Origin of the sequence: Embleya sp. NPDC008237 (assembly GCF_042956465.1) — a bacterium.
Lineage (GTDB): Bacteria > Actinomycetota > Actinomycetes > Streptomycetales > Streptomycetaceae > Embleya.
In genome coordinates, this window is sequence record NZ_JBIBGL010000008.1 from 154,302 (window position 1) to 179,311 (window position 25,010).

18 protein-coding genes are annotated in these 25,010 nt (G+C 70.2%); 7 read left to right on the forward strand and 11 right to left on the reverse strand.

From position 1 onward, the window contains the following. Window positions 1-10 precede the first annotated feature (10 nt). The 7 genes from ACFZBU_RS21790 to ACFZBU_RS21820 all read right to left on the reverse strand — a co-directional run bounded on the left by ACFZBU_RS21790 (window position 11) and on the right by ACFZBU_RS21820 (window position 11,111). Window positions 11-1,339 (reverse strand): ABC transporter permease, encoded by a 1,329-nt coding sequence (locus ACFZBU_RS21790; RefSeq protein ID WP_391585284.1) that lies wholly within the window; start codon window positions 1,337-1,339, stop codon window positions 11-13. Next, complete coding sequence (locus ACFZBU_RS21795) at window positions 1,336-2,958, reverse strand: ABC transporter ATP-binding protein (protein WP_391585285.1); 1,623 nt, start codon at window positions 2,956-2,958, stop codon at window positions 1,336-1,338. The genes ACFZBU_RS21790 and ACFZBU_RS21795 overlap by 4 nt, the downstream gene beginning before the upstream one ends. Before the next feature lie 128 nt (window positions 2,959-3,086). Next, on the reverse strand, window positions 3,087-4,199 hold the full coding sequence (locus ACFZBU_RS21800) for a BMP family protein (protein WP_391585286.1): 1,113 nt from the start codon (window positions 4,197-4,199) through the stop codon (window positions 3,087-3,089). Window positions 4,200-4,599: 400 nt separating this feature from the next. Continuing rightward, a complete protein-coding gene (locus ACFZBU_RS21805; RefSeq protein ID WP_391585287.1) occupies window positions 4,600-5,829 on the reverse strand; it encodes an amidohydrolase in 1,230 nt (409 codons plus the stop codon). Window positions 5,830-5,992: 163 nt separating this feature from the next. After that, entirely contained in the window at window positions 5,993-6,991 is a 999-nt protein-coding gene (gene meaB, locus ACFZBU_RS21810) for a methylmalonyl Co-A mutase-associated GTPase MeaB (protein ID WP_391585288.1), read from the reverse strand. Continuing rightward, on the reverse strand, window positions 6,991-9,207 hold the full coding sequence (gene scpA, locus ACFZBU_RS21815; protein ID WP_391585289.1) for a methylmalonyl-CoA mutase: 2,217 nt from the start codon (window positions 9,205-9,207) through the stop codon (window positions 6,991-6,993). The genes meaB and scpA overlap by 1 nt, the downstream gene beginning before the upstream one ends. After that, the gene (locus ACFZBU_RS21820) at window positions 9,204-11,111 is read right to left on the reverse strand and encodes a methylmalonyl-CoA mutase subunit beta (RefSeq protein ID WP_391585290.1); all 1,908 of its coding nucleotides are present in this window, start codon (window positions 11,109-11,111) and stop codon (window positions 9,204-9,206) included. Before ACFZBU_RS21820 ends, scpA begins: the two co-directional genes overlap by 4 nt. 394 nt (window positions 11,112-11,505) lie before the next feature. Between ACFZBU_RS21820 and sdhC the strand changes: the two genes are divergently transcribed. The 4 genes from sdhC to ACFZBU_RS21840 are packed head-to-tail and all read left to right on the forward strand — an operon-like array spanning window position 11,506 to window position 14,898. Next, entirely contained in the window at window positions 11,506-11,886 is a 381-nt protein-coding gene (gene sdhC / locus ACFZBU_RS21825) for a succinate dehydrogenase, cytochrome b556 subunit (RefSeq protein ID WP_355542205.1), read from the forward strand. 1 nt (window position 11,887) lies between these two features. Continuing rightward, complete coding sequence (locus ACFZBU_RS21830) at window positions 11,888-12,334, forward strand: succinate dehydrogenase hydrophobic membrane anchor subunit (RefSeq protein WP_391585291.1); 447 nt, start codon at window positions 11,888-11,890, stop codon at window positions 12,332-12,334. Between the two features lie 27 nt (window positions 12,335-12,361). Beyond that, window positions 12,362-14,119, forward strand: a complete 1,758-nt coding sequence (sdhA, locus tag ACFZBU_RS21835) for a succinate dehydrogenase flavoprotein subunit (protein ID WP_391585292.1) — start codon at window positions 12,362-12,364, stop codon at window positions 14,117-14,119. After that, window positions 14,116-14,898 carry a succinate dehydrogenase iron-sulfur subunit gene (locus ACFZBU_RS21840; RefSeq protein WP_391585528.1) on the forward strand — a complete coding sequence of 261 codons (783 nt, stop codon included), beginning with the start codon at window positions 14,116-14,118 and terminating at the stop codon, window positions 14,896-14,898. The genes sdhA and ACFZBU_RS21840 overlap by 4 nt, the downstream gene beginning before the upstream one ends. 57 nt (window positions 14,899-14,955) lie before the next feature. Here the strand turns inward: ACFZBU_RS21840 and ACFZBU_RS21845 are convergent, their stop codons facing one another. From ACFZBU_RS21845 to mfd, 3 genes are all read right to left on the reverse strand, one after another. After that, window positions 14,956-16,008, reverse strand: coding sequence for a MazG family protein (locus tag ACFZBU_RS21845; protein WP_391585293.1), 1,053 nt, complete (start codon window positions 16,006-16,008; stop codon window positions 14,956-14,958). A gap of 21 nt (window positions 16,009-16,029) precedes the next feature. Next, window positions 16,030-16,749, reverse strand: coding sequence for a SurA N-terminal domain-containing protein (locus ACFZBU_RS21850; protein WP_391585294.1), 720 nt, complete (start codon window positions 16,747-16,749; stop codon window positions 16,030-16,032). A gap of 195 nt (window positions 16,750-16,944) precedes the next feature. After that, window positions 16,945-20,502, reverse strand: a complete 3,558-nt coding sequence (gene mfd / locus ACFZBU_RS21855) for a transcription-repair coupling factor (protein WP_391585295.1) — start codon at window positions 20,500-20,502, stop codon at window positions 16,945-16,947. Between the two features lie 264 nt (window positions 20,503-20,766). Between mfd and ACFZBU_RS21860 the strand changes: the two genes are divergently transcribed. The 3 genes from ACFZBU_RS21860 (at window position 20,767) to ACFZBU_RS21870 (ending at window position 24,377) form a co-directional block, all read left to right on the forward strand. Beyond that, complete coding sequence (locus tag ACFZBU_RS21860) at window positions 20,767-22,233, forward strand: aldehyde dehydrogenase family protein (protein ID WP_391585296.1); 1,467 nt, start codon at window positions 20,767-20,769, stop codon at window positions 22,231-22,233. 201 nt (window positions 22,234-22,434) lie between these two features. Continuing rightward, window positions 22,435-23,064, forward strand: coding sequence for a hypothetical protein (locus tag ACFZBU_RS21865; RefSeq protein ID WP_391585297.1), 630 nt, complete (start codon window positions 22,435-22,437; stop codon window positions 23,062-23,064). Between the two features lie 56 nt (window positions 23,065-23,120). Further along, window positions 23,121-24,377: a nucleotide sugar dehydrogenase gene (locus tag ACFZBU_RS21870; RefSeq protein ID WP_391585298.1), complete on the forward strand. Its 1,257-nt coding sequence runs from the start codon at window positions 23,121-23,123 to the stop codon at window positions 24,375-24,377. A 193-nt stretch (window positions 24,378-24,570) separates the two neighbouring features. Here ACFZBU_RS21870 and ACFZBU_RS21875 read toward each other — a convergent pair whose 3' ends face one another. Then, window positions 24,571-24,726, reverse strand: a complete 156-nt coding sequence (locus ACFZBU_RS21875) for a hypothetical protein (RefSeq protein WP_391585299.1) — start codon at window positions 24,724-24,726, stop codon at window positions 24,571-24,573. Window positions 24,727-25,010: the final 284 nt, after the last annotated feature.

Here is a 25,010-nt window from a genome sequence, read left to right on the forward strand (position 1 = left end):
TTCCGCTCGCTCATGCCTGGACCCCCACGGTCTCCTTGGCGGCCAACGGCCCGCCCTCGGCACCCTTGCGGGCACCGCGCAGCCGGAAGATCGAGCGCACCAGCGGCGGCGCCGCGACGAACAGCACGATCACGGCCTGGATGACGATGACGATGTCGACCGACACGTTCGCGGACGCCTGCATCACCGAACCGCCCGCGCGCAGCGCACCGAACAGCAGTGCGGCCAGCACCGTGCCCAGCGGCTTGGTCCGGCCGAGCAACGCCACGGTGATCGCGTCGAAGCCGATGCCGGCGTCGATGCTCGGGGTCAGCGTGTGCGCCGGGTTGGTCGAGCTCATCACCTGCGAGACACCGGCGAGGCCGGCCATCGCACCGGCGATCACCATGGCCAGGATCTGCGCCCGGGCCACGCTCATGCCCGCCGTACGGGCCGCGGCCGGGTTGGAGCCCACCGCGCGCAGCTCGAAACCGAGCGTGGAGCGGTTGAGCAGCCACCAGTAGATCCCGGCCGCCAGCAGCGCCAGGATGATGCCGAAGTGGATCCGCAGGTTGTCGCCGAACAGGTTCGGCAACACCGCGTTGTCGTGCGCGTCCTTGCCGATCGGCTGCGCCTGGCCGCTGCGGCGGAAGGTGTCGGTGGTCAACAACCAGCCGAGCATGAGCACCGCGATGTGGTTGAGCATGATCGTCACGATCACCTCGTGCGCGCCGTAGCGGGCCTTGAGGACACCGGCGATGCCCGCGTACAGACCGCCGCCGATCACACCGGCCAGGATCACGAACACCAGGTGGATCACCGGCGGCAGATCGACGACGAACCCTATCCACGACGCGAATACCGCGCCGGCGATGATCTGGCCCTGCGCACCGATGTTGAACAGCCCGGTGCGGAACGCGATCGAGACCGCGAGACCGCCGAAGATCAGCGGCGTGGCCTGGGTGATGGTCTCCGAGATCGGCCGGAAGATGTCCTCGATCGAACCTTCGGAGAAGCTGTCCGGGTTCACGATCGAACCCTTGAACATCGCCGTGTAGGCGTCCGAGACCAGCGTCCAGGAGCTGGAGAGCGCCTCGCCCGGGGCCGCGAAGAAGTACTTGTACTCGTCGAGCACATCCTGGTCCGCGAGGATCATCAGGATGCCGCCGACCACCAGCGCGAGCACGATCGCCAGGAAGGTGACCACGGCCGAGTTGCCGGTGATGATCGCGTCGAGCATGGCTCGGCCGAGCGAGGGCTTGTGCGGCTCCGAGGCGCTCGCCCCGGCCGCGGTCGTCCTGGTCGGCGCCGGCTTCGCCTCGCTCGGCTCACCGGGCGTGCTCTTGTTGTCCTCGGTCACGCTGGGTCCTCCTCCCCCGGGGTTGCGTCGCTGTCGATGGTCGTGGTCTCGGCCGTCGTCCCGGTCACGGTCCTCGCCGCGTCCGGCCCGGCGGCCGGCTTCGCCTCGGCCGGGTCCTTGCCCGGGAGCACGCCGGCCATCAGCAGACCCAGGTCGCCCCGGGACGTGGTGGGCGGCACGATGTCCACGATCCGGCCCCGGTACATCACCGCGATCCGGTCGGCCAGCGCGACCACCTCGTCCAGTTCGGTGGACACGATGATCACCGGGGTGCCGACGTCGCGCTCGGCCACGATCCGCTTGTGGATGAACTCCATCGCGCCCACGTCCACCCCTCGGGTGGGCTGTGAGGCGATGAACAGCCGCAGCGGGCGCGAGAGTTCGCGCGCCACGACGACCTTTTGCTGATTGCCGCCGGACAGCGTGCCGGCCGGCGACTCGATGGTCTGCGTGCGGATGTCGAATTCCTCCACCCGCTGCCGCGCATTGTCGCGCACCGCCCCCGGGTCGATCGACCCGCGCCGCCCGAACGGCGCCTGCGTGACCATGTCCAGGACCAGGTTCTCGGCCACCGTGAAGTCGCCGACGATGCCGTCGTGTTGGCGGTCCTCGGGCACGAAGCCCACGCCGGAGGTGAGGATCTGCCGCGGGGTCCGACCCGCGAGGTCCTGTCCGTCCAGGCTGATCTTTCCGGCGGCCGGCGTGCGCAGGCCCAGGATGGCCTGGGTCAGCTCGCTCTGGCCGTTGCCGTCCACACCCGCGATGCCCAGGATCTCGCCCTCGCGCAGGTGCAGGTCGACCCGGTCCACCACGGCCTGGCCGTTGCCGTCGAGCACGGTCAGGTCCTCGATCGCCAGGCGGACCTCGCCCGGCTGCGCCTCGTTCTTGTCGACCACCAGCTTGACCGGCCGGCCGACCATCAGCGACGCGAGCTCCTTCTCCGAGGAGGCCGGGTCCGCCGTGCCGACCACCTTGCCGCGCCGGATCACGGTGATCCGGTCGGCGACGGCCTTGACCTCTTTGAGCTTGTGCGTGATGAACACGATGGAGTGGCCGGAGGCGCGCAGCGCGCGCATCACCCGGAACAGTTCCTCGGTCTCCTGCGGAGTGAGCACCGCGGTGGGCTCGTCCAGGATCAGCACCTTGGCGTCGCGCACCAGCGCCTTGAGGATCTCCACCCGCTGTTGCAGACCGACGGGGAGGTCCTCGACCAGCATGTCCGGGTCGACCTTGAGGCCGTACTCGTCCACGAGGTCGAGCACCTTCTTGCGGGCCCGACGGCGGTCCAGCCAGCCCAGCGGCTTGGTCTCCTCGTGCCCGAGCATGACGTTCTCGGCGACGGTGAAGACCGGGACCAGCATGAAGTGTTGGTGGACCATGCCGATGCCCGCGTCGATCGCGTCACCGGCGGTCCGGAATTTGCGGGGGGTGCCGTCGACGACGATCTCGCCCTCGCTGGGCTCGTAGAGCCCGTAGAGCACGTTCATCAGAGTCGACTTGCCGGCACCGTTCTCACCGAGAAGGCAGTGGATCTCCCCCGGCTCGACGGTCAGGTCGATGTGGTCGTTGGCGACCAGCGACCCGAACCGTTTCGTGATTCCGCGCAGTTCGAGCTTCAACGCGGAGACCTCCTCGGCTACGCCCCCCGCAAGGGGCCGCTACGGGTTCGACCCGGGTCCCCGCGGGGCCCGGGCGGTACGGACACGGGCGCCGTGGAATCTGCTTCCACGGCGCCCGATCGGGTGGGTCAGCTCTTCGGCTGGTTCTTCGAGGTGATCTTGATCTTGCCGCTGACGATGTCGGCCTTGACCGCGGTCAGCTCGGACTTCAGGTCGGCGGGGACCTTCGAGTCGAAGTCGTGGAACGGCGCCAGGCCGACCCCGTTGTTGGCCAGCGTGCCGATCGTGGACTTGGTGGTGAACTGGTTGTTCGCCGCGGCCTTGACCGCGTTGAACACCTGGGCCTTGATGTCCTTGGTCACCGTGGACAGGAACACCGTCTTGTACTGCGCGGCGCTCTCGTAGCCGTCCTGGTCGACCCAGATGACGCTGGCCTTGCCGCCGCTCTTCTGCACCGCGGAGGCCGCACCGAGACCGGTCTGACCGGCGACCGGCATGATCACGTCGGCGCCCTGGGCGATGAAGTCGTTGGCGATCCGCTCACCGTCGGCCGGCGAGTCGAACTTGCCCGCGAGCGAGCCGTCGCCCTTGACGTCGTCCCAACCGATGACCTGGACGTTCTTGCCCTTGGTCTGGTTGTAGTACTTGACGCCCTGGACGTAGCCGTCCATGAACACGGTGACCGGCGGGATGGGCAGCGCGCCGAAGGTGGCGACCTTGCCGCTCTTGGAGTAGCCCGCGGCGAGGTAGCCGCCGAGGAAGCCCGCCTCGGCCGTGTTGAACTGCAGGCCCTGCACGTTCGGCTCGATGCTGGAGGAGTCGACGATCGCGAACTTCTGGTCCTTGTGCGCCGACGCGGCGGCCTTGGTCGCGTCGGCCATCAGGCCGCCGACCGCGATGATCAGACCGCACTTGTCGTTCACGAGGCTGTTGAGGTTCGGAACGTAGTCGTTCTCGGTCTTCGAGGTGATGTACTTCACGTCGACGCCGAGCTCCGACTTGGCCTGCTGCAGACCCGCCCACGAGGAGGCGTTGAAGGAGCGGTCGTCGATGCCGCCGGTGTCCGTCACCATGCAGGCCTTGAAGTCGATCTTGGCGGCCTGCGAGCCGCCCGGTGTGGCACTGCTGCCCGAATCCGACTTCTTGTCGTCGTCCTTGGGCTTGCTACCGCACGCGGCGGTGGCAGTAAGGGCGAGAGTGACGCCGACCGCAGCTGCGGTCACCTTGGATACCCGGCGCACGGGTGTCTCCTTCCGATGAGCGCCCCTTCGGGCGCTGCTCCCAGATGCAGACTCTGACGCGCTTGGTTCCCTGGTAAACGCGCGTAGACCTGCTAGCCGTCGGAGAGCATACCTAGTAAAAGAATATGAGCGACAAAAACCGTGAATCGCCACCGCAACACGCCCCGTTAGCCCGGCCGAGTAGCCGGAGCCGAGACGGGTCGGCGCGGAACCGGGCAGTCCGCAACATGACAAGACGGAAAAGACCCGGTGCCGCACGAGATCGAACGGCACCGGGTCGGAACATTACAGACTCACGAACGTGTGAGGAACGGGGACCGGGGTCGCGATGGTTAACAGTTCCGCATACGTCCCATCTCGGCGTCCCCACCCGCACGGCACGCACCGGGCCCGACCGGGGTCAGCGAGAGGGCCGCAGCGCCAGCCCGACGAACAGCTCGACGCCGATTCCGATCGACCGCTCGTCGACGTCGAACTGCCCCTGGTGCAAGTCGTATACGGGGTGTCCGACGGGTCGCACGCCGAGCCGGGTGAGCTCGCCGGGGACCTGGTCCAGGAACCACGAGAAGTCCTCGCCGCCCAGGCTCTGCTCGGTGCTCTCGACCGCACTCGCGCCCAGCACGTCGGTCGCGACCGCGCGCATCCCGGCGACCGCGTCCGGGTCGTTGACCACGGGCGGAACGCCGCGGTGGTGCTCGAGCTCCCACTTGGCGCCGTAGGTCGAGGCGATCGCGTCCACCAATTCGTGCATCAGATCCGGGGCCTGCCGCCACGCCTCCAGGTCCAGGCAGCGCAGTGTGCCCTCCAGCTCGCCGTACTGCGGAATCACGTTCGGCGCGGAGCCGGACTGGATCCGCCCCCACACCAGGCTGGCGCCCGAGCGCGGGTCGATCCGCCGGGAGAACGCCGAGGGCAGTTCCGAGGCGACCTTGGCCAGCGCGGTGACCAGATCGGTGGTGCGGTGCGGCCGGGCGGTGTGGCCGCCCGCGCCGGTCAGCGTGATCACCACCCGGTCGCAGGCCGAGGTGATCGCGCCGGCGCGCAGGCCGACCCGGCCGACCTCGACCTTGGGATCGCAGTGGATCGCGTGGATCTCGCCGACGCCGGTCAGCCCGCCGGCCTTGATCACGTCCAGCGCGCCGCCGGGCAACTTCTCCTCGGCGGGCTGGAAGATCAGCCGGACCGGCCGCGACAACAGCCCCTCGCGCGCGAATTCGGCCAGCACCAGAGCCGTGCCCAGCACGATCGAGGTGTGCACGTCGTGGCCGCAGGCATGCGCGCGACCGGGCACGGTCGAGCGGTAGGACACGTCCTTGACGTCGTCCACCGGCAGTGCGTCGATGTCGCCGCGGAACGCGATCAGGTCGTCGCCGGCGACCCGGCCGCCGGGCGACGCCCGCTCGGGTCTGATGTCGCACACCAGACCCGTCCCGGGCAGTAGCCGCGGGCGCAGACCCGCACGCACCAGCCGTTCCCGGATGAGCCCGGTGGTACGGAACTCCTCCCGACCCAGCTCTGGGTGCATGTGCAGGTCGCGCCGAAAGGCGACCAGCTCGTCGGCGAAAGCCGCGGCTTTGGCGGCGGCCTGGGCGTGGAGGGATTCGCTCACCCACGCAAGAGTACGTTGCATCGGTCTTCGCGACGTGGTAGGGAGCGAATTACCCCCGTTCGGGTGAGAAAAAAGCCCCCCGCCGGCGCATGCGCTACGGCCGGTAGGGGTATGACTGTGCGCTCGTTCCCGCAATGGACGACTTCCGCTCGCTCGGCCCCGTATCAACCAAGCGTCCGATTGATCAGGACTCCCCTTGCCGCCCATGGAACGCGTCCAGAATGCGAGACGCGGCGAGCGTCGCGGTGAGACTGCCGTCCCGGACGTCGCGTTCGAGGTCGGGCACGATAGCCCGCACCGCGGGGTGCCCGCGCAACTCGGCCAGCAGCGAGTCGTGCACCGTCGCCCACGTCCAGTCGACCTGCTGTCGACGCCGGAGTTCGGCCAACTCGCCGGTCGCCTCCAGGGTCCGCCGATGCTTGAGGATGGTGTCCCAGACCTCGTCCAGGCCCTCCCCGGACAGGCCGGAGCAGGTCAGCACCGGCGTCGTCCAAGACTCCCCGGCCCGGCGCATCAGCCGCAGCGCGCCCGCCAGTTCGCGGGCCGCCCGGCGGGCGGCGAGCGCGTACTCGCCGTCCGCCTTGTTCACCGCGACCACGTCGGCCAGCTCCAGGACGCCCTTCTTGATGCCCTGGAGCTGGTCGCCGGTGCGCGCTAGGGTCAGGAACAGGAAGCAGTCGACCATGTTCGCCACGGTGGTCTCGGACTGACCCACGCCGACCGTCTCCACGAGCACCACGTCGTGGCCGGCCGCCTCCATCAACACGATCGACTCGCGGGTCGCCCGCGCCACGCCGCCCAGCGTGCCCGCGGTCGGCGAGGGGCGGACGAACGCGTTGTCGTCCACGGCGAGCCGACCCATCCGGGTCTTGTCGCCCAGAATGCTGCCGCCGTGCCGGGAGGAGGACGGGTCCACCGCGAGCACCGCCACCCGGTGCCCCTCGCCGGTCAGCCGGGTGCCCAGCGTCTCGATGAAGGTGGACTTGCCCACACCGGGCACGCCGGTGATGCCCACCCGGTGGGCACCGCCGGCGTGCGGCAACAGCTTGACCAGCAGCTCCTGCGCGAGGTCGCGGTGGTCGGCCCGGGTGGACTCGACCAGCGTGACCGCCCGGGCCAGGATCGTCCGGTTGCCCGCGAGCACGCCCTCGGCGTACGCGCCGACGTCGATCACGCGTGCCATCAGTCGACCGGCAGCTCGTGGTCCAACTGCTTGTACAGGCCCTTGAGCAGGTCCACCGCGGCATCCGCGATCACCGTGCCGGGCGGGAAGACCGCCGTGGCGCCCATGTCGAGCAGCGGCTGCACGTCGGCGGGCGGGATCACCCCGCCGACCACGACCATGATCTCCCCGGCGTCCAGCGCGGCGAGCTCCTGACGCAGCGCCGGGACCAGGGTGAGGTGACCGGCCGCGAGCGAGGACACGCCGACCACGTGCACGTCCGCCTCGACCGCCTGTCGGGCCACCTCGCCCGGCGTCTGGAACAGCGCGCCCACGTCCACGTCGAAGCCGAGGTCGGCAAAGGCGGTGGCGATCACCTTCTGCCCCCGGTCGTGGCCGTCCTGGCCCATCTTGGCCACCAGGATGCGCGGCCGGCGACCCTCCGCTTCCTCGAACCGGGCGACCAGCGAGCGGGCCGTCTCCACGTTCGGCGACATGCCCACCTCTTCCCGGTAGACGCCGGTCAGCGTGCGGATCTGCGCCTGGTGGCGCCCGTACGCCGACTCCAGCGCGTCGGAGATCTCGCCGACGGTGGCCTTGGCCCGCGCGGCGTCCACGGCGAGCGCGAGCAGGTTGTGTTCGAGATCGCGCGGCCGGGTGCCCTCGACGTCGGCCTGCGCCGCGCCGGACAACGCGGCCAACGCACGGCGCACCGCGTCGTCGTCGCGTTCCTCGCGCAACCTGCGCAGCTTGTCCAACTGGCCCTCGCGGACCGCCTTGTTGTCGATCTTGAGCACGTCGATCGCCTCGTCGCTGGCGACCAGGTACTTGTTCACGCCGATCACCGACTGCCGGCCCGAGTCGATCCGGGCCTGGGTCCGCGCCGCCGCCTCCTCGATCCGCAGCTTGGGCAGACCCTCGGCGATCGCCGACGCCATGCCGCCGGCCCGCTCGGCTTCGGCGATGTGCTCGCGGGCGCGCACCGCGAGGTCGTGGGTGAGCCGCTCGATGTAGGCCGAACCACCCCACGGGTCGATCACGTCGCACGTGCCGGACTCCTGCTGAAGCAGCAGCTGGGTGTTGCGCGCGATCCGGGCGGAGAAGTCGGTCGGCAGCGCGAGCGCCTCGTCCAGCGCGTTGGTGTGCAGCGACTGGGTGTGCCCCTGGGTCGAGGCCATCGCCTCCAGGCAGGTGCGCACCACGTTGTTGAACACGTCCTGCGCGGTCAGCGACCAGCCCGAGGTCTGCGAGTGCGTGCGCAGCGAGAAGGACTTGGGGTTCTTCGCGCCGAACGACTTCACGATGTCGGCCCACAGCAGGCGCGCGGCGCGCAGCTTGGCGACCTCCATGAAAAAGTTCATCCCGATCGCCCAGAAGAACGACAGGCGCGGCGCGAAGGCGTCGATGTCCAGGCCCGCCGCGACCCCGGCACGCAGGTACTCGATGCCGTCCGCGAGCGTGTACGCCAGCTCCAGGTCGGCCGTGGCCCCGGCCTCCTGGATGTGGTAGCCGGAGATCGAGATCGAGTTGAACTTCGGCATCTTCTGCGATGTGTACGCGAAGATGTCGGAGATGATCGACATCGAGGGCTTGGGCGGATAGATGTAGGTGTTGCGGACCATGAACTCCTTGAGGACGTCGTTCTGGATCGTCCCCGTCAGGTGTTCCGGTGCCACCCCCTGCTCCTCCGCCGCGACGATGTAGAGCGCGAGCACGGGCAGCACCGCGCCGTTCATCGTCATCGAGACCGACATCCGGTCCAGCGGGATGCCGTCGAAGAGCTGGCGCATGTCGTAGATCGAGTCGATCGCGACACCCGCCATGCCCACGTCGCCGGTCACCCGCGGGTGGTCCGAGTCGTAGCCGCGGTGCGTGGCCAGGTCGAACGCGATCGACAGGCCCTTCTGGCCGGCCGCCAGGTTGCGCCGGTAGAAGGCGTTCGACTCCTCCGCGGTGGAGAAGCCCGCGTACTGGCGGATCGTCCACGGCTGGTTGACGTACATCGTCGGGTACGGACCGCGCAGGAACGGCGTGATGCCCGGGTAGGTGCCCAGGAAGTCGAGCCCCTCCAGGTCCTCCTCGGTGTACAGCGCCTTGAGCGGGATGCCCTCGGGAGTGTCGTGGGTCAGCGCGTCCGCGTCCTTGCCGGTCTCCTCGCGCACGGCGTCCCGCCACGCGTCGAGGTCACCGGACGCGGGCGCGTCGAGCTCGACCTGGGTGAAGTCGGGAATGCTCATTTCGCCCCCTCCGGGGATTCCGCCAGGGTCTCGTACGTGGCGTGCAGGACGGCGAGCGCGTCGCACCCGGTGTACACGTACCCGTCCAGGTCGGCTCCGTGCGCCTTTTGGCCCGCGAGCAGGATCCGGCGGGCGCCGGCCGCGCGCAGTGCCGCGGCGACCGGTGCCGCCAGGGTCGCGTACACCTTCTCCGAGGAGGCGAGCACGACGGTCGCCGGCCGGCCGGCCGCCGTCCACCGCTCCAGGATCTGCTCGACCGCACCCTCGTCCACCGCGGTGATGCCCGCTTCGACGGCGGCGATGCCACCGGCGGCGAACAGGTTGCCGGCGAAGCCGGCCCGCGCGGTGTACTGCGCGAGCGGGCCCAACGTGGCCAGGAACACACTCGGACGCGCGCCGGAGGCGGCGAGCAGTGCGTCCGAGCGGTCGCGCAGCGACTCGTACGGCTCGGCGTAGCGCACCCGGGGCAGCCCGGCCGCGGAGACCGGGACGTCGGGCGCGGGTTCGCGCACGACGGGCGCCTCGGTCAGGTTGGGGAACTCGCTGACGCCGGTGATCGGGTCGGTGCGATCGGCGATGTCCTTGTCCCGCCTGGCCCGCACCTCGGCCAGTTGCCCGGCCAGCCAGCCCGAGTCGAGCACCGCGACGATCCCGCCGCGCCGCTCGATCTCCTGGAAGAACGCCCAGCCGGTGCGCGCGAGGTCGTCGGTGAGCTGTTCGACGAACCACGAGCCGCCGGCCGGGTCGATCACCTGCGCGAGGTGCGACTCCTCCAGGAGCAGTGCCTGCGTGTTGCGGGCGATCCGCCGGGAGAACGGGTCGGACAGGCCGATCGCGGCGTCGAAGGCGCGCACGGTGATCGCGTCGGCGCCGCCGACGCCGGCCGCGAAGGAGGCGACCGTGGTGCGCAGCATGTTGACCCAGGGGTCGCGCCGGGTGGTCATCGCCCACGAGGTCAGCGCGTGCTGGCGCTGGGCACCGGCCGCCGCCGAGGCGCCGGACGCCTGCGCCACCCGGGCCCACAACCGGCGGGCCGCGCGCAGCTTGGCGATGGTCGGGAACTGTTCGGCGGTGGCCGCGAAGCGGAATTCGAGCAGGCCCAGTGCGGTGTCCACGTCGAGTCCGGCATCGGTCAGCGCGCGCAGGTACGCGACGCCGGCCGCGGTGGCGGCGCCCAGTTCCTGGCCTTCCGAGCCGCCCGCCTCGTGGTACGGCTGCCCGTCCACGGCGATCGCCTGCAGAGCCGGGAACTGCGCGTGCACCCGGGCCGCGAGTTCGGCGGCGGCGGCCGGGTCGGCGCCCGCCCCGGTGCGCGCGTGGTGCGAGATCGGGTCGGCGCCCGTATTGCCGCGCAGTTCGCCGGGGGCGACGCCGCTCGCCCGGAACACCGCGAGCAGTGCGTCGCCGGCCGCGACGAAGTCGGCGCCGGTGGTCAGGGCCACCGGCGCCAGGTCGAGCAGCACCCCGTCGAGCGCGCGGGCCAGGTCGTCCGGCGCCAACGCGCCGTCACCCACCTGCAGGAAGACCGAGGTGACCCCGTTCTCCAGATCGGCGAGCACGCTCTCGTTGGCCCGGGCCGGATCGCGGTCGGCGTGCAACTGGCGCACGTCCCAACCGTCCGCGGCGTGTCCGGCCGCGCGCGAGCCCCGGACGAACGGGCTCAGCCCGGGTACGCCCGGCCGGGCGGCCGCCTCCGTGTACAGCGGGGACAGCTTGATGCCGTCGTAGGTAGTGGTCGCGAGCAGGTCTTCGGGGCGCTCGGGCGCGTCGTTCTCGCCCAGCACCTTCGATTTGCGGAGCACGCCGGCCACGAGGCGCTGCCATTGTTCCCGCGTGGGCTGCGGGAACTGGCTCGCGAAGGTGGACCCGGTAGACGTGCCGCCATCGACAGTAGCCTCCGTCATGGCTCGCATCGTAGGGACCGACGGGGCCGATGAATACGCACTGCCTATGTGATGCCGGCCCTACCCGTCGGTCACGTCTGTGAGCAGGGGCTTCGCGCTTGCCTTGATCTTTCGTCCCCAAGCGTGGCGCTTTCACCCGTACGGGTGCTGACGGGGCGTCAGTATTTCGTGACCCGTGACGCCCCGGTCACCCGGATGGTTCCCCCGCACCATGCGGAATGGATCACATCGCGCGCCCTGCCACAAGGGGGCACCCGATCGGTGGCTACCATGGCCGGGGCCGGGCGACCGATACCCGGCCGGGCCGACCGACAACCAGAGGGTCCGACACGGAATGCGGACACCCTCCCAGCCGGCCGCGTCCCCCTTGTACCGCACCCGGAGGGTAGTTTCCGTGCCGGCTGGAACGCTCTACCGCGGCCGGGAAGGCATGTGGTCCTGGGTGGCTCATCGAGTCACCGGCGTCCTCATCTTCTTCTTCCTGTTCGCGCACGTCCTCGACACCGCACTCGTTCGCGTATCGCCCGAGGCGTACGACCAGACGATCGACATCTACAAGAACCCGTTCGTCAACCTGCTCGAGTACGGGCTCGTCGCGGCCATCCTGTTCCACGCACTCAATGGTCTGCGGATCATCGCGGTGGACTTCTGGGAGAAGGGCCCGCGCTACCAGAAGCAGATGCTCTGGACTGTCGTCGGCGTCTGGGTCGTGCTGATGGCCGGGAGTGCCTACCCGATCCTGCAGCACTCGATCAAGACCATCTTCGGGAGCTGAAGTGTCCGCCACCATCGAAAACGCGCCCAAGATCCACGGCGGCGGTCCGTCGATCGAGTCTCCGCGCAGCAAGCGTTCACCGCGTTCGACCAGGACCAACTTCGAGCTCTACAGCTGGCTGTTCATGCGGCTGTCGGGCGTCCTCCTGGTCGTCCTGGTCATCGGCCACCTGATCATTCAGCTCGTCCTGGACGGCGGTGTGTCCAAGATCGGCTTCGCGTTCGTCGCGGGCCGCTGGTCCTCGCCGTTCTGGCAGTCGTGGGACCTCATCATGCTGTGGCTCGCCGAGCTGCACGGTGTCAACGGTCTGCGCACGATCATCAACGACTACGCGGAGCGGGACCAGACCCGGTTCTGGCTCAAGGCGCTGCTCTACACGTCCGCGCTGATCGTGCTTTTCCTGGGGACCTTGGTGATCTTCACCTTCGACCCGAACATCGGCAGCTGACCAGTACCCGAGGACTGAACGAGCATCATGCAGACCCACAAGTACGACACCGTCATCGTCGGCGCGGGCGGCGCCGGCATGCGCGCGGCCCTGGAGTCGAGCAAGCGCAGCCGTACCGCCGTACTGACCAAGCTGTACCCCACGCGTTCGCACACCGGCGCCGCACAGGGCGGCATGTGTGCCGCCCTCGCGAACGTCGAGGAGGACAACTGGGAGTGGCACACGTTCGACACGGTCAAGGGTGGTGACTACCTCACCGACCAGGACGCCGCGGAGATCATGTGCAAGGAGGCGATCGACGCCGTCCTGGACCTGGAGAAGATGGGCCTCCCCTTCTCCCGGACCCCCGAGGGCCGGATCGACCAGCGCCGCTTCGGCGGGCACACCCGCGACCACGGCAAGGCGGCCGTGCGCCGCTCCTGCTACGCCGCGGACCGCACCGGCCACATGATCCTGCAGACGCTGTTCCAGAACTGCGTCAAGCAGAACGTCGAGTTCTACAACGAGTTCTACGTGCTCGACCTGCTCCTGGCCGAGGACGAGGCGGGCAACAAGACCACGTCGGGCGTCGTCGCCTACGAGCTGGCCACCGGCGAGATCCACGTCTTCCAGGCCAAGTCGGTGATCTTCGCGACCGGCGGCTTCGGCAAGGTCTTCAAGACCACCTCGAACGCGCACACCCTCACCGGCGACGGCATGGGCATCGCGTGGCGCCGGGGACTGCCGCTGGAGGACATGGAGTTCTACCAGTTCCACCCGACCGGTCTCGCGGGCCTGGGCATCCTGCTCACCGAGGGCGCCCGCGGCGAGGGCGGCATCCTGCGCAACGCGGACGGCGAGCGCTTCATGGAGCGCTACGCGCCCACCATCAAGGACCTCGCGCCGCGTGACATCGTCGCGCGCTCGATGGTCCTGGAGGTGCTCGAAGGCCGCGGCGCGGGTCCGAACAAGGACTACGTCTACCTCGACCTGACCCACCTGCCGGCGGAGCAGATCGAGGAGAAGCTGCCCGACATCACCGAGTTCGCCCGCACCTACCTGGGCGTCGAGCCGACCACCGAGCTGGTCCCGGTGTACCCCACCGCGCACTACGCGATGGGCGGCATCCCGACCAACGTCGAGGCCGAGGTGCTCGCGGACAACACCACGGTGGTGCCCGGTCTGTACGCGGCCGGCGAGGTCGCCTGCGTGTCCGTGCACGGCTCCAACCGGCTGGGCACCAACTCGCTGCTCGACATCAACGTGTTCGGCCGGCGGGCCGGCATCGCCGCCGCCGAGTACGCCACGTCGCACGACTTCGTCGAGCTGCCGGAGGCTCCGGCGGCCACCGTGGTGGAGATGATCGAGCGGCTGCGCGACAGCGCCGGCACCGAGCGGGTCGGCGCGATCCGCGCCGAGATGCAGGAGACGATGGACGCCAACGCCGGCGTCTACCGCACCGAGGAAACGCTCAAGCAGGCGCTCTCCGACATCAAGGGCCTGCAGAAGCGCTACCTGGACGTCTCCATCCAGGACAAGGGCAAGCGGTACAACACCGACCTGCTGGAGGCGATCGAGCTGGGCTTCCTGCTCGACCTCGCCGAGGTCCTGGTGGTCGGCGCGCAGAACCGCAAGGAGTCCCGCGGCGGGCACGCCCGCGAGGACTACCAGGCGCGCGACGACGAGAACTACATGAAGCACACGATGGCGTACCGCGAGGTCGACGCGAAGGGCGAGCACTCGATCCGCCTGGGCTACAAGCCGGTCGTGGTCACCCGCTACCAGCCGATGGAGCGTAAGTACTGATGACTGCCGTAGTGGAAGAGACCGCGCCCGGCAAGGGGCACGGAGCCACGGCCGCCGAGCGTGACCACACCCTGATCACGATCACGCTGCGGATCCGCCGGTTCGACCCGGAGACCGACGCGGAGCCGTACTGGCAGGACTTCAAGGTCGAGGCCGACCCGACCGAGCGCATCCTGACCGCGATGATGAAGATCAAGGCGGAGCAGGACGGTTCGCTGACCTTCCGGCGCTCGTGCGCGCACGGCATCTGCGGCTCGGACGCGATGCGGATCAACGGCCGCAACCGGCTGGCCTGCAAGACCCTGGTCAAGGACCTGGACATGGCCAAGCCGATCACGGTCGAGGCGATCAAGGGCCTGAAGCTGGAGAAGGACCTCGTCGTCGACATGGACCCGTTCATGCAGGCGTACAAGGACGTGATGCCGTTCCTGATCACGTCGGGCAACGAGCCGACGCGCGAGCGCCTGCAGTCGCCCGAGGACCGCGAGCGTTTCGACGACACCACCAAGTGCATCCTGTGCGCGGCGTGCACCACGTCGTGCCCGGTGTTCTGGAGCGACGGGCAGTACTTCGGCCCGGCCGCGATCGTCAACGCGCACCGGTTCATCTTCGACTCGCGGGACGAGGGCGCCGAGGAGCGCCTGGAGATCCTCAACGAGAAGGAGGGCGTGTGGCGCTGCCGCACGACCTTCAACTGCACCGAGGCGTGCCCGCGTGGCATCGAGGTCACCAAGGCGATCCAGGAGGTCAAGCGCGCGCTGATCTTCCGCCGCGTGTGATCGTTCGACGCGAGGAGGGCCCGGAACCGAACGGTTCCGGGCCCTCGTGCGTTTCGGCTATCGTCCTTCGACCTCGCGCACCCGGTCGCCGTGCCGCAGGGTCGCGGCGCGCAGCGCGGTCTCGGCGTCGACGCCCCGGCGGGCGGCCAGTTCGGTCACGGCGAGCAGCAGGTCGCCGATCGCCTCGGGGCCGACGTAGTCGTCGTCCTCGAAGGCCGTCGGCAGCGCGGGGGTGGGCACGGTCAGCCCCGCCTTGCGGGTGCGGGACAGGTGCTTCGCCGCCAGCGCCAGGGCCGGCTGGCTCATCGCGATGCCGTCCAGCGCCGAGGCCCGATCACTCTTCTCCGCCGCCTTGAGGGTGTCCCAGTTCGCCTCGACCGCCTCGGGGGTGTCCGCCTCGACGTCGGCGAACACGTGCGGGTGGCGGCTGATCAGCTTGTCCACGATGCCGCCGGCCACGTCGTCGATCGAGAACGGGTCGGCCTCGTCCTCCTGGGCCACCCTGGCGTGGAAGAACACCTGCATCAGCACGTCGCCGAGTTCCTCGCGCAGGTGGTCCCGGTCCCCCGAGTCGATCGCGTCGACCAGCTCGTAGGTCTCCTCGACCAGGTACCGCGCGAGCGACTCGTGGGTCTGCTTCGCGTCCCACGGGCAACCACCCGGCGAGCGCAGCCGGTCCATCACCGCGACCAGGTCGAGCAGTCGCGCACCCGGCAGGTCCCACGCGCCGGGCAGTAGTTCGATCTCCGGGATCGGCTCGGCGTCCTCGCCGCCCGCGGCGACCTGTGCGAGCGCCGGACCCAGGCCCGGGTCGTCGTCGGTGGCCGCGAGCCAGACCACCAGCCCGGTCCGGGCCCGCTCCAGCAACCGGCGGGCGAGCGCGCGCGGGCCCGCGTCGAGGTCGACCGTCTCGACCTCGACGCCCGCCTCGCGCAGATACGGCAGCTGCGGATGGTCGGCGTCCGCGGTCAGCACGCACCCGGTCGGCGTACCGGCCGCCTCGCGCAGCGTGTGCCACGCGGGCCAGCTCAGCAGACCGGGTGCGACCCGATGGGTCCCGGCGAGCAGGACGAGGCGGGCGGGCGGCGCGGAAGCAGGCGAGTCACTCACCCGGCCAGCCTACGGTCCGGGTCAGGTGCCGCTCTCCGCGCCGGGCGGGACCTCCACGAGGCCGGGTGCGGCGGGCTGGGTGCCCGCGGCGAGCCACGAGTACGTGGCGGGCGTGGTGCTCAGCTTCGCCGAGTCCCAGGCGCCGTAGCGCGGGTTCACGGTGATCTTCATCGAGCTCGCCACGTCGCTCAGGTAGCCGTTCAGCTGGGCCTGGGCCTCGGCCGAGTCGAGCTGGATCCCCCGTGCCTTGGCGATCTCCCGCTTGAGCGCCTCGGTGCGTACGAATTCGTCCACCTCGCCGGGCAGCACTCCCGTCTGCAGCAGCCGGACCTGGAGCGCCTCCGGGCTGCCGAGCCTGGTCTCCAGCGCGCGCCGGGCCTGGAGCACCTGGGTCGCATTCAGCGCGACGTGGTTGCGTCGGGCCGCCTCGTCGACCACCCGACGCGAGATCAGCTGCACCAACTCGGCCTGGTTGGCCTCCAGTTGGGCGCTCGTACCGGCCAGCGACAGGTTGTTTCGGGTGAACGCCTGCTCGAGCTTGTCGACCTTGGCATTCAGGGTGGAGATCTCGATCCGGTCCCCGCCGACCGTGGCGGCGGCGCCGGCCTTGGAATCCGAGCAGCCGGCGAGCGCGAAGCCGGTGACAAGCACCAGGCCCAGCGCGGCCACCCGGGTCCGGGCCGCGGATCGCCGCCGGCGGTGCGCGGAATCGACAGGGACGGAACGCGACGTGCGACTCACACGAACTCCCGGGGCTCGATGGCGCTGTACGGCGGTACGACTGTCGGCCACGGCAGGCGTGCGACCCATGACCAACGATCAAAGATACGGGTGGGCACGCTCGAAGTCCGCATATTCGGCAAGATCATCCGGGCCGATCGGCGGACCGCCTCGGCTTTCCCGGGCCGGCGCACCGCGCCGGCCCGGGAACCGCGGCTACTTCTTCGCCGCGCCGATCGGCTCCAGCAGGATCGCGTCCACCAGGTCGCGCGCCCAGGCCAGCAGCGCGACGTCGCGCAGCGGTTGGCCGCCGATCCGGGCGGTCATCGGCTTGGGCACCAGAATCTGGTGGGTGGCCGTCTTGACCAGGGTCTTCGGGTAGAGCCGCTGGAGCCGCAACTGCTGCGACTCGCGCAGGTCGACCGGGCCGAACCGGACGAAGTTGCCCTGGAGGGTGACGTCGGCCAGGCCCGCGCCGCGCACATGCGCGCGGAATCGGGCCACCTCCAGAAGGTTCTCCACCGGCTGCGGCAACGGCCCGTAGCGGTCCACCAGTTCGGCCCGCACCGCGTCGATGTCCGATTCGCAGGTGATCGCCGCGATCCGCCGGTACGCCTCCAGGCGCAGCCGTTCGCCGGGCACGTAGTCGTGCGGGACGTGCGCGTCGATGGGCAGCTCGACCCGGATCTCCGAGATCTCCTCGGCGCCCTCGCCGCCCGCCGCGAGCTCCTTGTACTGGTTGACCGCCTCCCCGACCATCCGCACGTACAGGTCGAATCCGACGCCCGCGATGTGTCCGGACTGCTCGCCGCCGAGCAGGTTGCCCGCGCCGCGGATCTCCAGGTCCTTCATCGCCACGAACATGCCCGCGCCCATCTCGGTGTGCTGGGCGATGGTGGCGAGCCGCTCGTGCGCGGTCTCGGTCAGCGGCTTCTCCGGCGGGTACAGGAAGTACGCGTACGCGCGTTCGCGCCCGCGGCCGACCCGGCCGCGCAGCTGGTGCAGCTGGGACAGGCCGAAGTTGTCGGCCCGCTCGACGATCAGCGTGTTCGCGTTGGAGATGTCGATCCCGGACTCGACGATCGTGGTGCAGACCAGGACATCGAACTCCTTCTCCCAGAAGTCCACGACCACCTGTTCGAGCGCGTTCTCGTGCATCTGTCCGTGCGCGATCGCCACCCGGGCCTCGGGCACCAGCTCGCGGATCCGCGCGGCCGCGCGGTCGATCGACTCGACCCGGTTGTGGATGTAGAAGACCTGACCCTCGCGCAGCAGCTCGCGCCGGATCGCGGCGCCCATCTGCTTCTCCTCGTACGGTCCGACGAAGGTCAGCACCGGGTGCCGCTCCTCGGGCGGCGTGGTGATCGTGGACATCTCGCGGATGCCGGTGACCGCCATCTCCAGGGTGCGCGGGATCGGCGTCGCGGACATGGTCAGCACGTCCACGTTCGCACGCAGCTTCTTCAGCTGCTCCTTGTGTTCGACGCCGAAGCGCTGTTCCTCGTCGACGATGACCAGGCCGAGGTCCTTGAACTTCGTCTCGGCCGAGAACAGCCGGTGGGTGCCGATCACGATGTCGATCGAACCCTCGCGCAGGCCCTCCAGGACCGCCTTGGCCTCGGTCTCGGTCTGGAACCGGGACAGCGACTTCACCACGACCGGGAACTGCGCGTAGCGCTCGGAGAACGTGGAGAAGTGCTGCTGGACGAGCAGCGTGGTGGGCACCAGGACGGCCACCTGCTTGCCGTCCTGCACCGCCTTGAAGGCCGCGCGCACGGCGATCTCGGTCTTGCCGTAGCCGACGTCGCCGCAGATCAGCCGGTCCATCGGGATCGGCTTCTCCATGTCGCCCTTGACCTCCTCGATCGAGGAGAGCTGGTCGGGCGTCTCGATGTAGGGGAAGGCGTCCTCCAGCTCGCGCTGCCACGGGGTGTCCGGTCCGAACGCGTGTCCGGGCGCGGCCATCCGGGCCGAGTAGAGCTTGATCAGGTCGCCGGCGATCTCCTTGATCGCCTTCTTGGCCTTGGCCTTGGTCTTGGCCCAGTCGGCGCCGCCGAGCCGGTGCAGCGACGGGCTCTCGCCGCCGACGTACTTGGTCACCTGCTCGAGCTGGTCGGTGGGCACGAACAGGCGGTCGCCGGGTTGGCCGCGCTTGGCCGGCGCGTACTCCAGGACCAGGTACTCGCGCTGCGCGCCCTGCACGGTGCGCTGGAGCATCTCGACGTAGCGGCCCACGCCGTGCGACTCGTGCACGACGAAGTCGCCGGGCTTGAGCTGGAGCGGGTCGACCATGTTGCGCCGCCGGCTGGGCAGCCGGCGCATGTCCTTGGTGGAGGTGCGCTGACCGGAGACGTCCTCCTCGGTGAGCACGAGGGTGCGCAGCGGCTCGGAGCTGAAGCCGTGGCCGATGCAGCCCGTGGTCACGTGCACGATGCCGGTGTCCGGCACCTGCGCCAGGTCGGCGTCCAGCCGGGCGGCGACCCCCTCACCGGACAACGTCTCGACGAATCGTGCGGCCGGGCCGTGGCCCTCGGTGACCAGCACCACCCGCCAGTCCTCGGCGAGCCGGCCCTTGATCTCGGCCAGCACCCGCTGCGCGTCGCCGCGGTAGGCCTCGGCCTCGACCGCGCCGATCCCGGTGCCCGTGTCGTCGGCGTCCGCGCTGAACGGGCTGAGCGACCACCACGGCACGCCGATCTCGGCGGCGTGCTCGCGTACGTCCGCCAGGCTCCACAGGGATGCGGCGCCCAGGTCGATCGGGCTCTCCCCGCCGCCCGCCGCGGCGGCCCAGGAGGCGTCCAGGAACTCGCGGCTGGTCGCCACCAGGTCCGCCGAGCGGGTGCGCACCCGCTCCGGGTCGCAGACCAGCACGTGGCTTCCGGCCGGGAGCACGTCCAGGAGCAGCTCCATGTCGTCGACCAGGGCCGGCGCGAGCGACTCCATGCCCTCGACGGCGATGCCCTCGGCGATCCGGCCGAGCATCTCGACCAGCCCGGGGTGCTCCACGAGCAGCTCGCGGGCCCGCTCGCGCACCTGGTCGGTGAGCAGCAGTTCGCGGCAGGGCGGTGCCCACAGGCCGTGCTCGGCGGTCTCCAGGGAACGCTGGTCGGCGACCTTGAACCAGCGGATCTCCTCGACCTGGTCGCCCCAGAACTCGACCCGGAGCGGATGCTCCTCGGTCGGCGGGAAAACGTCCAGGATCCCGCCGCGCACCGCGAACTCGCCGCGCTTCTCCACCAGGTCGACCCGGGAGTAGGCGGCGGCGGCGAGCTGTTCGACGACAGTGTCCAGGGCGATGTCCTGCCCGGCGGTCAGCGCCACCGGCTCCAGGTCGCCGAGCCCCTTGACCTGGGGTTGGAGCACGCTGCGAATCGGGGCGACGACGACCTTGAGGGTGCCGGTGCCGGAGTCGGCGAGGCCGCCCGAGGTCGGGTGCGCGAGTCTGCGCAGCACCGCGAGTCGGCGCCCGACGGTGTCCGAGCGCGGGGAGAGCCGCTCGTGCGGCAGCGTCTCCCACGAGGGGTACTCCACGACGGAGTCCTCGGGCAGCAGCGACCCGAGCGCGGCCACCAGGTCCTCGCATTCGCGGGTGGTGGCGGTGACCGCGAGCACCGGCCGGTCCGCGCGGGCCGCGATGGCGGCCACCACGAACGGGCGCAGTGCCGGTGGTCCGACGAGGTCGAGGGCGGTACCGCGGCCCTCGGACGCGGCCCGCACCGCCTCGGCGACGGCGGGGTCCTGGACGACGATGTCTAGCAGACCGGTCAGGCTCATGGGCCGGTTGGATCCTCCGCAACGCGAACGGCCCCGACCTTGGAAAAGGACCGGGGTTCCCCGACAACCCTACGCCCGAAGGGGTCGGTGTCGCCCGTGATGACAACGTGTGACTGTGACCAGTACCGCCCACCTCTCCCTCTTGGCAATGCGACTGTTAGGGGGTCCAATGGCCTGCGAAGAGGAATCTGACGGGTCGTCGGATTTCCGGCGGACCGTCGGGAGTCCGGGGCAGCGGCTGGACCAGGGGAGACGACGGACACGATGAGCAGCGCGCAGCAGAAGCTCTACATCGGCGGCGAATGGGTCGAGCCGGAGCGCGGTCACTACGAAGTGATCAACCCGGCGACCGAGGAGGTCGTGGGCCTGGCGCCCGAGGCGTCGGTGGAGCAGGCGAACGCGGCCACGGCGGCGGCGGCGGAGGCGTTCGGCACCTGGTCGCGGACCACGCCCGAGGAGCGCGCCGGCATCCTGGACCGGGCCGCGGACCTGTTCCTGAAGATGGGCGGCGAGGTGGTCCCGCTCGCCTCCGCCGAGACCGGCGCGACCCTGGCGGTCGCGGGCATGATGCAGCTGGGCACCACGTACTCGCGCTTCAAGCGCTACGCCAAGGGCGCGCTGGAGCCGACCGAGTTCGCCCTCAACCCGCAGGCGACCCCGGAGACCGCGCTGAGCCGGGCGGGCATCTTCGGTGCGCAGGAGATCCGCCAGCCGGTCGGCGTGGTCACCTGCATCACGTCGTACAACAACCCGCTCGCGAACAGCGCGGGCAAGGTCGCGCCGGCCCTGGCGATGGGCAACACGGTCGTGGTCAAGCCCGCGCCGCAGGACCCGCTGGCGGTGTACCGGATGGCCGAGGCGCTGGCCGAGGCCGGGCTGCCCGCCGGCGTGCTGAACATCATCACCGGCTCGGGAGTGGACGTCTCCGAGGCGACGGTGGCCTCGCCGCACGTGGACATGATCAGCTTCACCGGCTCGACCCTGATCGGCTCGCGGATCGCCGAGGTCGCGGGCCGCACGTTCAAGCGCCAGCTGATGGAACTCGGCGGCAAGGGCGCGTGCATCGTGCTCGACGACGCGGACCTGGACGCGGCCGTGCACGGCATCGGCACGGTGTGGAGCTTCTACGCGGGCCAGATCTGCACCGCGCCGACCCGGGTGATCGCCCAGCGCGGCATCTACGACCGGTTGGTGGAGCGGCTCGCGGAGCACGCGCGCGGCCTGAAGGTGGGCAGCCCGCTGGACCCGGCGACGCAGGTCACCCCGGTCATCTCGGCGGTGCAGCGCGGCCGGGTGGAGGCGCTGATCGCCAAGGGCCGCGAGGAGGGTGCCCGGCTGGTGGTCGGCGGCGAGCGTCCCGACTTCGAGAAGGGCTTCTACGTCGCGCCCACGCTGTTCGCGGACGCGACCAACGAGATGACCATCGCGCGCGAGGAGTTCTTCGGCCCCGTGGTCACGGTGATCCCGTTCGACGGGGACGAGGAGGAGGCGATCCGGCTCGCCAACGACTCGGACTACGGCCTGCTCTCCTACGTGTTCGCGGGCGACACCACGCGCGCCTACGGCATCGCCCGCCGGCTGCGCTCGGGCGGTGTCGGGGTGAACACCGTGGGCCGCAACATGGAGGCGGCGTTCGGCGGCTTCAAGCAGTCCGGCGTCGGCCGGGACGGCGGCTCGTACGGGCTGGCCGCCTACAGCGAGATCCAGAGCATCGTCTGGCCCAGCGCCTGACCGAACCGGTCCGGGCTTGCGCCCGACCGGCTCGCCCACGACCGCGGACGGCCCCGGGATCCTTCCCCGGGGCCGTCCGCATGTTCGGATCCGGGACGCCTCGGGTTCGCCGGTTTCCCGCATGGGAGTGCGGTTGTGCCCATAGCCTGATGGGCGGTCCGCGGCGCTCGGCCGCGGGCTCGTCAGGGGGGATCACGCACGATGGCACAACCGCAACGCCTGGTCCGGGCCTGGTCGGTGCGCGCGGCAGCCGCGCGCACCCAGGTGGAAGCCGGGGCGCGGGCGCGACGATGGTTGTGGTTTCGCGAGGCGTTCCCGGACATCGAGCGGCTGCGGGTGGTGGACTTGGGCGGCTCGGCCGAGTTCTGGTGGCACGCCCCGGTGCGGCCCGCGCACGTGCGCGTGGTCGAGGCCGCGGGCCAAACCGCCGGGTCGGCCTCGTGGTTGGTCCATGAGGCGGCCGATCCGCTGGAGTGGTCCGGGAGTTGCGACCTGGTGGTGTGCGACGGTCTGCTCGATCGGCTGGCCGCGCCGACCGCCCGGGCCCGGCTGGCCGATGTCGTGCACGCCTGCGCGGAGCGCTACTGGCTGCGCACCGCCGCCCGGGAGCATCCGCTCGATCCGCAGACCTCGTTGCCCGCGCTGCATCTGATGCCCGGTCATCTGCGGTCGCGGATCGGCGGATCGGCGCCTCGGGTGTTCCCGGCCCGGCGTACCGAATTGGTCTCGCGCTTTCCCGGAGCGGTGGTGCGCGGCGAACGCGTGGCCGGGCTCGTGTCGTCGTGGGTGGTGGCCAAGCCGCGTGCCGATCACGTGCCCGGCCGCCCCTGACGTTGCATCACCAGCCGCTCGGGGGTGGGCGGTTGCGCGAGGAGGGGGAGTCTCGGATGCGTGTTGTCATCGCCGGTCAGGGCTATGTGGGGCTGCCGCTGGCGGTTCGGGCCGCACAGGTGGGCCACGAGGTGGTCGGCTACGACGTCGACGAGGGGCGGATCAAGCGGCTCGCGGCGGGCGAGTCGTACGTCGAGGACATCCCGTCCGCGCACGTGCGGGCGATCCTGGACGCGGGCAGCTACCGCGCCACCGCCGAGCCGCGTGATCTGGGCGGCTACGACATCGCGGTGATCACCGTGCCCACGCCGCTGCGCGAGGGCGTCCCGGATCTGAGCTACATCGAGGAGTGCGCCCGCACGCTGGCCCGCTATCTGCGGCCCGGCGCGTGCGTGGTGCTCGAATCGACCACCTATCCGGGCACCACCGAGGAACTGGTCGGCCCGATCCTGGAGGAGGGCTCGGGTCTGACCGTGGGCCGGGACTTCCACCTGGGCTACAGCCCGGAGCGGATCGACCCGGGCAACCCGACCTGGAACCTGGTCAACACGCCCAAGGTGGTCTCCGGGGTGGACGCCGCCTCGTTGGCGGTCGTGGAGGGTTTCTACGGTTCGCTGATCGACCGCGTCGTGCCGGTCTCCTCGCCGAAGGAGGCCGAATTGGTCAAGTTGATCGAGAACACCTTCCGGCACGTGAACATCGCGCTCGTCAACGAGGTCGCGATGTTCGCCCACGACCTGGGCATCGACGTGTGGGAGGCGATCGACGCCTGCTCGACCAAGCCGTTCGGCTTCCTGCGCTTCACCCCGGGGCCGGGTGTCGGTGGGCACTGCCTGCCGATCGACCCGTCGTACCTGTCCTGGCGGGTGCAGCGTGCGCTCGGCCAGAGCTTCCGTTTCGTGGAGTTGGCCAACGACGTCAACAACCACATGCCGGACTACGTGATCCGCCGGCTCACCGCCGCGTTCAACACCCGGCGTCGATCGGTCAACGGCTCCCGGGTGTTGCTGGTGGGGCTCGCGTACAAGAAGAACACCGGCGACGCCCGGGAGTCGCCGTCCACGCACGTGGCCCGGTTGTTGCTGAACCTGGGTGCGGAGGTCACCGCCGCGGACCCGCACGTGGACCTCGCCCAGGTCGTGGACGCCCGGTTGCGACGGGTGGAGTTGACCGCGCAGACGGTGGCCGCCGCGGACGCGGTGGTGCTGCTCGTCGACCACGACGACGTCGATCTGGATCTGCTGCGCACCGCCGACTACGTGCTCGACTGTCGTCGGGTGCTCGGCGCGGGGCCCAACATCGAGGTGCTGTAGGGCCGTTCCGGCTCCTTCGGGCGCCCGGTGGTCGCAAGTGTCGACCACCGGGCGCGGCTTCGATCCGTGCCCACCCGTTCCTACTCGTGCCGGCCTTTTCCCACTGGTGCCCGCCCGTTCCTACGCGGGTGCGCCCGTTCCCACTCGTGCCCGCCTGTTTCCCGCGTGTCCCCGGGCGGCCGTGACCGGTCGGCTACCTGTACTCGATGATCCTCGTCTTGTGCCCGGTGGCCTTCGTGTGCGCCTTGGCCGCCACCTGTGCCGCGTCCTTCGATCGGTACCGCTGGCGGGCGCCGTCGGACTTCGACGGACAGGCGTTCTCCTGGCAGACCCATCCCCAGGTGCTCATGGACAACCTCCAGACATCACGGGCGCCACTCCCGTCCCGAGGGACGCGAATGACCTGGACGGCCACACCGCAGCACTTGCGGCCGCCGCGTGGTCGCCACTCGACGCGCCATGACACGCTCGTGACGGAACCCGGACGTTTCGGAGAAAAACGTTTTCGTTTTGAATGCCTAACGCGTCTTTACCGACATACAAAGGATGCAATATCGCGATCAATCATCTTTTCTGACGAATAGGGCGAACGAGTGGCGCGGACTCGCTCGCAGGGGTGACGGCGCGCCGGAC

Excerpts from the sequence above, each read along its gene's own strand:
- ACFZBU_RS21805 (WP_391585287.1), bottom strand. The coding sequence starts at position 5,829 with ATGCAACGTACTCTTGCGTGGGTGAGCGAATCCCTCCACGCCCAGGCC.
- meaB (WP_391585288.1), bottom strand. The coding sequence starts at position 6,991 with ATGGCACGCGTGATCGACGTCGGCGCGTACGCCGAGGGCGTGCTCGCG.
- scpA (WP_391585289.1), bottom strand. The coding sequence starts at position 9,207 with ATGAGCATTCCCGACTTCACCCAGGTCGAGCTCGACGCGCCCGCGTCC.
- ACFZBU_RS21820 (WP_391585290.1), bottom strand. The coding sequence starts at position 11,111 with ATGACGGAGGCTACTGTCGATGGCGGCACGTCTACCGGGTCCACCTTC.
- sdhA (WP_391585292.1), top strand. The coding sequence starts at position 12,362 with ATGCAGACCCACAAGTACGACACCGTCATCGTCGGCGCGGGCGGCGCC.
- mfd (WP_391585295.1), bottom strand. The coding sequence starts at position 20,502 with ATGAGCCTGACCGGTCTGCTAGACATCGTCGTCCAGGACCCCGCCGTC.
- ACFZBU_RS21860 (WP_391585296.1), top strand. The coding sequence starts at position 20,767 with ATGAGCAGCGCGCAGCAGAAGCTCTACATCGGCGGCGAATGGGTCGAG.
- ACFZBU_RS21865 (WP_391585297.1), top strand. The coding sequence starts at position 22,435 with ATGGCACAACCGCAACGCCTGGTCCGGGCCTGGTCGGTGCGCGCGGCA.
- ACFZBU_RS21870 (WP_391585298.1), top strand. The coding sequence starts at position 23,121 with ATGCGTGTTGTCATCGCCGGTCAGGGCTATGTGGGGCTGCCGCTGGCG.
- ACFZBU_RS21875 (WP_391585299.1), bottom strand. The coding sequence starts at position 24,726 with ATGAGCACCTGGGGATGGGTCTGCCAGGAGAACGCCTGTCCGTCGAAG.